The 8256-nt window shown below is 52.6% G+C and carries 7 protein-coding genes, 6 tRNA genes and 1 pseudogene; 7 read left to right on the forward strand and 7 right to left on the reverse strand.

Features of this window, described 5'->3' with window-relative positions; genetic code table 11:
* Nucleotides 1-163: 163 nt before the first annotated feature.
* From ACLQ7H_RS00640 to ACLQ7H_RS00655, 4 genes are all read right to left on the reverse strand, one after another.
* A tRNA-Lys gene (locus ACLQ7H_RS00640) sits at nucleotides 164-239 on the reverse strand.
* Between the two features lie 33 nt (nucleotides 240-272).
* Nucleotides 273-348 (reverse strand) — tRNA-Val (locus ACLQ7H_RS00645).
* A gap of 38 nt (nucleotides 349-386) precedes the next feature.
* Nucleotides 387-462: transfer RNA gene (locus ACLQ7H_RS00650), tRNA-Val, on the reverse strand.
* Between the two features lie 33 nt (nucleotides 463-495).
* A tRNA-Val gene (locus ACLQ7H_RS00655) sits at nucleotides 496-571 on the reverse strand.
* 56 nt (nucleotides 572-627) lie between these two features.
* On the opposite strand from ACLQ7H_RS00655, the gene ACLQ7H_RS00660 reads away from it, so the two are divergent.
* The 4 genes from ACLQ7H_RS00660 (at nucleotide 628) to ACLQ7H_RS00675 (ending at nucleotide 2704) form a co-directional block, all read left to right on the forward strand.
* Nucleotides 628-762 (forward strand): hypothetical protein, encoded by a 135-nt coding sequence (locus ACLQ7H_RS00660; RefSeq protein ID WP_411751006.1) that lies wholly within the window; start codon nucleotides 628-630, stop codon nucleotides 760-762.
* Nucleotides 763-854: 92 nt separating this feature from the next.
* Nucleotides 855-2270, forward strand: coding sequence for a glutamate--tRNA ligase (gene gltX, locus ACLQ7H_RS00665; RefSeq protein ID WP_411751007.1), 1416 nt, complete (start codon nucleotides 855-857; stop codon nucleotides 2268-2270).
* Between the two features lie 220 nt (nucleotides 2271-2490).
* Nucleotides 2491-2566, forward strand: a tRNA-Ala gene (locus tag ACLQ7H_RS00670).
* 62 nt (nucleotides 2567-2628) lie between these two features.
* A tRNA-Ala gene (locus tag ACLQ7H_RS00675) sits at nucleotides 2629-2704 on the forward strand.
* A gap of 201 nt (nucleotides 2705-2905) precedes the next feature.
* On the opposite strand, the gene ACLQ7H_RS00680 is transcribed toward ACLQ7H_RS00675, so the two are convergent.
* Nucleotides 2906-4093 (reverse strand): NupC/NupG family nucleoside CNT transporter, encoded by a 1188-nt coding sequence (locus ACLQ7H_RS00680; protein WP_021178662.1) that lies wholly within the window; start codon nucleotides 4091-4093, stop codon nucleotides 2906-2908.
* Nucleotides 4094-4322: 229 nt separating this feature from the next.
* Between ACLQ7H_RS00680 and ACLQ7H_RS00685 the strand changes: the two genes are divergently transcribed.
* Nucleotides 4323-4496: a hypothetical protein gene (locus tag ACLQ7H_RS00685; protein ID WP_411751008.1), complete on the forward strand. Its 174-nt coding sequence runs from the start codon at nucleotides 4323-4325 to the stop codon at nucleotides 4494-4496.
* The gene (locus ACLQ7H_RS00690; RefSeq protein ID WP_411751009.1) at nucleotides 4474-5712 is read left to right on the forward strand and encodes an Nramp family divalent metal transporter; all 1239 of its coding nucleotides are present in this window, start codon (nucleotides 4474-4476) and stop codon (nucleotides 5710-5712) included. The genes ACLQ7H_RS00685 and ACLQ7H_RS00690 overlap by 23 nt, the downstream gene beginning before the upstream one ends.
* A gap of 132 nt (nucleotides 5713-5844) precedes the next feature.
* Here ACLQ7H_RS00690 and ACLQ7H_RS00695 read toward each other — a convergent pair whose 3' ends face one another.
* Nucleotides 5845-6231 (reverse strand): DUF2502 domain-containing protein, encoded by a 387-nt coding sequence (locus ACLQ7H_RS00695; protein WP_411751010.1) that lies wholly within the window; start codon nucleotides 6229-6231, stop codon nucleotides 5845-5847.
* Nucleotides 6232-6488: 257 nt separating this feature from the next.
* The gene (gene mgrA, locus ACLQ7H_RS00700) at nucleotides 6489-7478 is read right to left on the reverse strand and encodes an L-glyceraldehyde 3-phosphate reductase (protein WP_411751011.1); all 990 of its coding nucleotides are present in this window, start codon (nucleotides 7476-7478) and stop codon (nucleotides 6489-6491) included.
* Nucleotides 7479-7722: 244 nt separating this feature from the next.
* Here mgrA and ACLQ7H_RS00705 point away from each other — a divergent pair.
* A pseudogene (locus tag ACLQ7H_RS00705) lies at nucleotides 7723-8247 on the forward strand (thiamine pyrophosphate-binding protein); the annotation flags it as partial.
* Nucleotides 8248-8256 lie beyond the last annotated feature (9 nt).

Genomic DNA, 8256 nt, shown 5'->3' on the forward strand with positions numbered 1-8256 from the left:
TGCAGGATGACCGGCCGCCGCCGTTGTCTCGCAAGCGAGACTCGAACCTGAACGCAGGTCCTCACCCACACGACCCTTCTTTGCGTATGTGCTGAGGGAGACGGTACTCTTGTGGGGAGCGCATATGCGAAAAAGGCGCCTAAAGGCGCCTTTTTCTAAATGATGGTGGGTCGTGCAGGATTCGAACCTGCGACCAATTGATTAAAAGTCAACTGCTCTACCAACTGAGCTAACGACCCACGAATGTGGTTTACTGCTTTCTGAAGCTGAAATGGTGGGTGATGACGGGCTCGAACCGCCGACCCCCTCCGTGTAAAGGAGATGCTCTACCAACTGAGCTAATCACCCACTTCAGGACTTCCCTTTACTGCTATATGAGAGAATGATGGTGGGTGATGACGGGCTCGAACCGCCGACCCCCTCCGTGTAAAGGAGATGCTCTACCAACTGAGCTAATCACCCTCATTGTTCTCATTGCTTACTGCGTTAACAAGATGGTGGGTGATGACGGGCTCGAACCGCCGACCCCCTCCGTGTAAAGGAGATGCTCTACCAACTGAGCTAATCACCCCGTCTTGTTGGAGTCGCATTATAGGGATAGTTGAAAGTGAGTCAACGGTTTTTAAAATGATTTCAATCGTTCGCCGCAAATTTAGACAGGATGCGATATTTATCACCGACCAGGTCGATTCTTTGCACAGTATCATGCGTAGCGCGCCGCAAAGCGAAGCGGCCGATAGCGTGCTGGCGTTGAGGAATTAGCATGGAGTGGTAGAATGTCGTCCACTATTTTACATTCCGAGCAATCGTCGGCACTCCGCTGACACGCATTGCGTAATAAGGCAGTGAACCCAATGAAAATCAAAACCCGTTTCGCCCCAAGCCCTACCGGCTATCTGCACGTCGGTGGCGCCCGTACTGCGCTCTATTCCTGGTTATTCAGCCGCCACTCCGGCGGTGAGTTTGTATTGCGTATCGAAGATACCGATCTCGAACGTTCAACCCAGGAGGCTATCGACGCAATTATGGATGGCATGAACTGGTTGAACCTGGATTGGGATGAGGGTCCGTACTTCCAGACCAAGCGTTTCGATCGCTACAACGCGGTGATTGATGAAATGCTGCAACAGGGAACGGCCTATAAGTGTTATTGCTCGAAAGAACGCCTGGAAGCGCTGCGCGAAAAGCAAATGGAAAACGGCGAGAAGCCACGTTATGACGGCCATTGCCGCGATAGCCAGTGCAGCCACACTGCCGACGAGCCACACGTAGTGCGTTTCCGTAACCCGCAGGAAGGCTCGGTCATCTTCGACGATAAAATCCGTGGCCCGATCGAATTCAGCAACCAGGAGCTGGACGATCTGATCATTCGCCGTACCGACGGTGCACCAACCTATAACTTCTGCGTAGTGATCGATGACTGGGATATGGAAATCACCCACGTGATCCGTGGTGAAGACCATATCAACAACACGCCGCGCCAAATCAACATCCTGAAAGCGCTGGGCGCACCGGTGCCGGAATATGCCCACGTGTCAATGATCCTGGGTGATGACGGTAAAAAGCTGTCTAAACGCCACGGTGCCGTTGGCGTGATGCAATACCGTGATGACGGTTATCTGCCGCAGGCATTGTTGAACTATCTGGTGCGTCTGGGTTGGTCCCATGGCGATCAGGAAATCTTCTCTATTGATGAGATGAAAGAGTTCTTCACCCTGGATGCGATCAACAAATCCGCCAGCGCCTTCAACACCGAAAAGCTGCAGTGGTTGAACCATCACTATATTAACCATATGCCAGCGGAAGAAGTGGCGGTCTATCTGGCATGGCATGTTGAGCAGCAGGGGATTGAAACCCGCAACGGTCCAGAACTGAAAGATCTGGTCAAACTGCTGGGCGAGCGTTGCAAAACGCTCAAGGAGATGGCGGAGTCCTGCCATTACTTCTACCAGGACTTCAGCGAGTTTGACGCCGATGCAGCGAAGAAACACCTGCGCCCGGTCGCACGCCAGCCGCTGGAAGCCGTACGTGCCAAATTGGCCGCAATTACCCACTGGACGCCAGAGAACGTGCACGACGCCATTCAGGGCACGGCAGACGAACTGGGTGTGGGAATGGGTAAAGTAGGGATGCCATTGCGCGTCGCGGTCACTGGCGCTGGTCAGTCACCGGGCATGGACGTTACCGTACATGCTATCGGCCAGGCTCGCTCCCTCAAGCGTATTGATCAGGCGTTGGCTTATATTGCCGAGCGTGAAGCGCAAGCCTGACCGTTAGTTGCCAGCTAACCCGACAAAGCCCTGCGAAGCGATTCGCGGGGCTTTTTTGTTACCGGTTTATTTTGTGCCCAAAGCGGCGCTTTTTTAGCATTAAACGCGCTGATTTGGCGGCTTTTTCAGCGCTTGATCGAGGATTTCAATTTAGCCGTTGACAGGGTTTCTGGGGTTTCATATTATGCGCCCCGTTCACAGGATTTTGTGATTGTGGATTGGGGCTATAGCTCAGCTGGGAGAGCGCTTGCATGGCATGCAAGAGGTCGACGGTTCGATCCCGTCTAGCTCCACCAACCTTTTATCTCAGGAAGGTTGGGGAATACCGTAACGCACGGTTAACGCGTACCACTTTTGTGGGGCTATAGCTCAGCTGGGAGAGCGCTTGCATGGCATGCAAGAGGTCGACGGTTCGATCCCGTCTAGCTCCACCACCATTTGAAAAGCCGACCCTTGGGTCGGCTTTTTGCTTTTGTGCTGTAGGGGCGCTGCTTGCTGCGCCCATTATAACCATCTCGGAGCGAACGTGTTCGCCGCTACAATTTCAGCAGCATTGTCACTTGGGCTCCCAATAAAAAACGCCCGATAAACTTCATCGGGCGTCTTAAGACTAGAACTTGGTGATTCTAAAGCAGTTAGCCCAGAACCAGGCCTGTGATGGCTGCTGACAGCAAGCTAACCAGGGTAGAGCCGTAAACCAGCTTCAGGCCGAAGCGTGAAACCACGTTGCCCTGATGCTCGTTCAACCCTTTAATCGCACCGGCTACGATACCGATAGAAGAGAAGTTGGCGAAGGACACCAGGAACACGGACAGGATACCCATGCTGCGTGGGGACAGCTCAGCACCGATTTTCTGCAGTTCCATCATAGCGACGAATTCGTTGGAAACCAGCTTGGTCGCCATGATGCTGCCAACCTGCAACGCTTCATGCTTAGGCACGCCAAGGACCCAGGCAAATGGATAGAAGAAGTAGCCCAGGATTTCCTGGAAGCTCAGGCCGAAGATGGCGCTGAACAGGCCGTTAAGCGCGGCAATCAGAGCGATAAAGCCAATCAGCATCGCGGCAACGATAATCGCCACCTTGAAGCCTGCCAGAATGTATTCACCCAGCATTTCAAAGAAGCTTTGGCCTTCGTGCAGATTGCCGAGGTGCAGCTCTTCTTCTTTACTGGTGTCATAAGGGTTGACCAGTGACAGGACGATAAAGGTGCTGAACATGTTCAGTACCAGCGCTGCCACCACATACTTGGCATCCAGCATGGTCATGTACGCGCCAACGATGGACATGGAAACTGTCGACATCGCGGTAGCGGCCATGGTGTACATGCGTTTTTCTGACATCTTGCCCAGCACATCTTTGTAGGCAATAAAGTTCTCAGACTGACCCAGGATCAACGAACTGACGGCGTTGAAAGATTCCAGTTTGCCCATACCGTTCACTTTAGACAGCACGGTCCCGATGATGCGGATGATAAACGGCAGCACTTTGATGTATTGCAGAATACCGATCAGGGCAGAGATGAACACGATTGGGCACAATACCTTCAGGAAGAAGAAGGCCAGGCCTTTATCACCCATCCCGCCGAACACAAAATCAGTCCCTTGCCCCGCAAACCCGAGCAACTTGTCGAACATTGCTGCAAAGCCTTTTACAAAGCCTAAACCTGCTTCCGAATTCAGGAAGAAATAGGCCAGTAACACTTCAATAACTAACAACTGAATAACATAGCGGATGCGGATGTTTTTACGATCGCGGCACACTAACAGAGCCAGGATCGCAACCACCACTAACGCTAACGCAAAGTGCGCAATATGGGACATGTTTGCTCCAAATTTGAGGCAGGCTGAATTTCGGTTGTCATTTTATGTAACGCCAAGTTTAAAAACGAGACATTCATTGCAAATATGGAAAGTCATAGTGGAGATAGTCCTAATCTATGACAGCAAAGCACCAAAGATCAAGATGTTAATAAATATGCGTGTTCGTGGCATTTTTGTGCTAGTTTTACTATCAAGCGTGATCTGCTCTGAACCTTGTGATCTAGAGTAGATGGAAACGCTAGGATTTCATGCGATCTGTTCGATAAAACCTTCGTTTTTGGCTATCGCAGAGATAACCCTTATCGCTGCAAATGCACTTGATAATCATTATCATTTAAGTAAAGATGAAGGTGAGCTTAAAAATAGTAAGGGTTTTCGCTATGCTGAACAGTCGCGCGGTTAACAATACTTCCTCCAGCCGCCCGTCCAGAAAGATCAAACTTTCTCTGATGGGGCCTGCTTTTATCGCCGCCATCGGCTATATCGATCCCGGTAATTTTGCTACTAATATTCAAGCTGGCGCTTCTTTTGGCTACACGCTGCTGTGGGTGGTGGTGTGGGCCAACGTCATGGCGATGCTGATCCAACTGCTGTCCGCCAAACTCGGTATCGCTACCGGTAAAAACCTTGCCGAACATATCCGCGATCGCTTCCCGCGCCCGGCTGTCTGGGCCTATTGGGTGCAGGCAGAGATTATCGCGATGGCCACCGACCTGGCCGAGTTTATCGGTGCCGCGATCGGTTTCAAACTGCTGCTGGGGGTAACGCTGTTGCAAGGCGCAGTCCTCACCGGTATTGCCACCTTCCTGATCCTGATGCTGCAAAAACGCGGGCAAAAGCCACTGGAACTGGTGATTGGCGGTCTGCTGCTGTTTGTGGCAATGGCCTATATTGTGGAGCTGGTGTTTTCTCAACCGCAGCTGAGCGGGTTACTGAGAGGGATGGCGATCCCGGATTTGCCGAATGGTGACGCGGTGTTTCTTGCTGCGGGGGTATTAGGGGCCACCATCATGCCGCATGTCATTTATTTGCACTCCTCGCTGACGCAGACCGCCGGTAAAGCCTCTAAAGCCGAACGTTACTCTGCCACCAAGTTGGACGTGGCGATTGCCATGACCATTGCCGGTTTTGTTAACCTGGCGATGATGGCCACTGCCGCCGCCGCATTCCATTTCAACGGGCATAGCGGCATTGCCGATCTCGACCAAGCCTACCTGACGTTGCAGCCGCTGCTCGGCAATGCGGCGGCCACCATCTTTGGCCTGAGCCTGGTGGCAGCCGGTCTCTCTTCTACCGTGGTAGGCACCTTGGCAGGGCAGGTAGTGATGCAGGGCTTTGTCCGCTTCTATATCCCAATCTGGGTACGGCGAGTGGTCACCATGATGCCATCGTTTATTGTCATCATGATGGGGATGGATGCAACGCGTATCCTGGTTTTGAGCCAGGTGCTGCTTAGCTTTGGTATCGCCCTGGCGTTGGTGCCGCTGCTAGCGTTTACCGGCAATCGTGAATTGATGGGGGATATGGTTAACGGTCGTCTGATCCAGAATCTCGGTAAACTGATTGTGTTGGTGGTGGTGGGCTTAAATGGTTATTTGCTGGTAAGCAGCCTGCTTTAGGGTTAGGGGGCGGGCCACAGAGTAACTACGGTACTCGTTCTCTACATCACCCTTGCTACAGATTAACTTCCGTACCTGACAATGACTCCGCACCCGCTCCCTCTCTCTGTGGGAGAGGGAGCGGGCGAGGGGTCAATCATCATGATCGTGATGGTGATTTTTGTGATGATGCTTGTTGTTATAATGGTGTTTTTTGTACTGTTTGTAATAGTATTTATCGGCCTTACGGTAGCGGCCATCGTGGTAGTAGTAGTTTTTGTGCCAGTAATCGCGGTCACGCCAGCGATAACCATCCCAATAGTAGCCTCGGCGGCTGCGCTCCCCTAAATCACGCCCTTGATGGCCATACCACCAGTCGCGATCGCGCCAGTCGTAACCGTCCCAGTAATTGCCGCGTTTGTCCTGGTCACCAATCTGCAATGAGACCCCAGGCAGCAAATCAATATTGACGCTGCTGGCATGGGCTATGGGCATGAAAAGCGCCGCCAGAATGGCAGCGGTAAACAGAGGTTTAAACATTTAGGCTCCCTTGGCCGGGTACCGATAATGAAGCACGTTCATCGGTATAGGTTTTGGCCATGAAAAACGATTGTTATCCCTCACTGTTTAACGCTATGCGTAAAATTGATGAGGTATTTATTTGGGGGATGTTAGCGGCGTGGGGGAACTGTGCCTTTGAGGAAATTCTGAAAGCCATGGGGGATACCGGGGATTGGGAGTTATCTGAGTGGAGAGGCGAAAAAACCGCCGATAGCTCACCGGCGGTTTGTAAGCGATTACATCAGGATCTGCTCAATCTTGGCGATCTCTTCTGCGCTGAACTTACGGTTGGCCAACATGCCGACCGCATCTTCAATCTGGCTAACTTTGCTAGCGCCAATCAAAACGGAAGTGACGCGATCGTTACGCAATACCCAGGCCAGCGCCATCTGTGAAAGCTTTTGACCACGCTGTTCTGCCAGCGCGTTCAATTGGCGAACCTTTTGCAGTTTCGCCTCGGTAATCTGCTCGGGGGTGAGTGAGCGGCTACCGCTGGCAGCGCGCGAGTCTGGCGGAATGCCTTGCAGATAACGGTCGGTCAGCATGCCCCCCGCCAGCGGTGAAAAGGCGATAGAACCCACGCCATGCTCTTCCAGCGTATCCAGCAACTCGGGTTCCACCCAGCGTTCAAACATCGAGTACTTCGGCTGGTGGATCACGCAAGGGGTGCCAAGCTGCTGCAAGATGGTAAATGCCTGCCGCGCTCGTTCGGCCGGATAATTCGATAACCCGACATACAGCGCTTTCCCCTGGCGCACTATCAAATCCAGTGCCGCCATGGTTTCTTCCAATGGTGTATCTGGGTCAGGGCGGTGATGGTAGAAGATATCCACATAGTCGAGCCGCATACGCTGCAGGCTCTGGTTCAGGCTGGCGACCAGGTATTTCTTCGATCCCCAGTCACCGTAGGGTCCAGGCCACATGGTGTAGCCCGCCTTGGAGGAGATAATCAGCTCATCGCGATAAGGCTGGAGATCCTGATGCAAAATGCGGCCGAAATTCTCCTCGGCAGAACCCGGCGGCGGCCCGTAGTTATTGGCCAGATCGAAGTGGGTAATGCCAAGATCGAAGGCACGGTGCACCAGACTGCGCGCATTGTCATACAGCGTGCTATCGCCAAAGTTGTGCCACAGACCGAGTGAAACAGCAGGAAGTTGCAGCCCGCTGCGGCCACAGCGGCGATATTCCATATTCTGGTAGCGGTTAGGCTCAGCTTGGTAAACCATAAGATCCTCATCGACGGCGGGAAATGATATTGAGTGTATGCGTTTCCACTTGGGTTGTCAGAGTGCCAGATCACGCTAATTGCCCGCGATTTATTCATATTGTTTATCGGTTAACCCTGCTGCCTGCTGTTGGTGCGCAGATGTAAAGCGGGGTTTCCAGTACCTTTTGCCGATAAAGTTCGAAAATTCGGCGGCATCTTTAATACTTAATACTAACCATTCTCCCGTTACCTAGGTGATCTTCATGAACAAGAGCTATACGGTGGCAGATTATCTTCTCGATCGGTTAGCTCAGATCGGTATTCGCCACTTTTTCGGCGTACCGGGAGATTACAACCTGCAGTTTCTCGATCATGTTATCGATCATCAGCAGATAACCTGGGTAGGTTGCGCCAACGAACTGAATGCCGCCTATGCCGCCGATGGTTATGCCCGCTGTAAACCTGCCGCGGCACTGTTGACTACCTTTGGCGTCGGTGAATTAAGCGCGATAAACGGTATTGCAGGCAGCTATGCCGAATACCTCCCGGTGATCCACATTATTGGCGCACCGGCTTTGCGAGCCCAGCGTGCCGGGGATTTGCTGCACCATTCGTTGGGGGATGGGGACTTCGGTCATTTTGCCCGCATGGCGAAAGAGGTCACCATCGCACAGGCCGGCCTGACGGCCAGCAATGACGAAGCGGAAATCGATCGCTTATTGAACACCGCACTGTACGAGCGCCGCCCGGTGTACCTGATGATGCCTAGTCATCTCGCTGAAGCCCCGTAAGTCTCG

It is taken from the genome of Serratia sp. (in: enterobacteria) (genome assembly GCF_046715635.1).
Classification (GTDB): domain Bacteria; phylum Pseudomonadota; class Gammaproteobacteria; order Enterobacterales; family Enterobacteriaceae; genus Chania.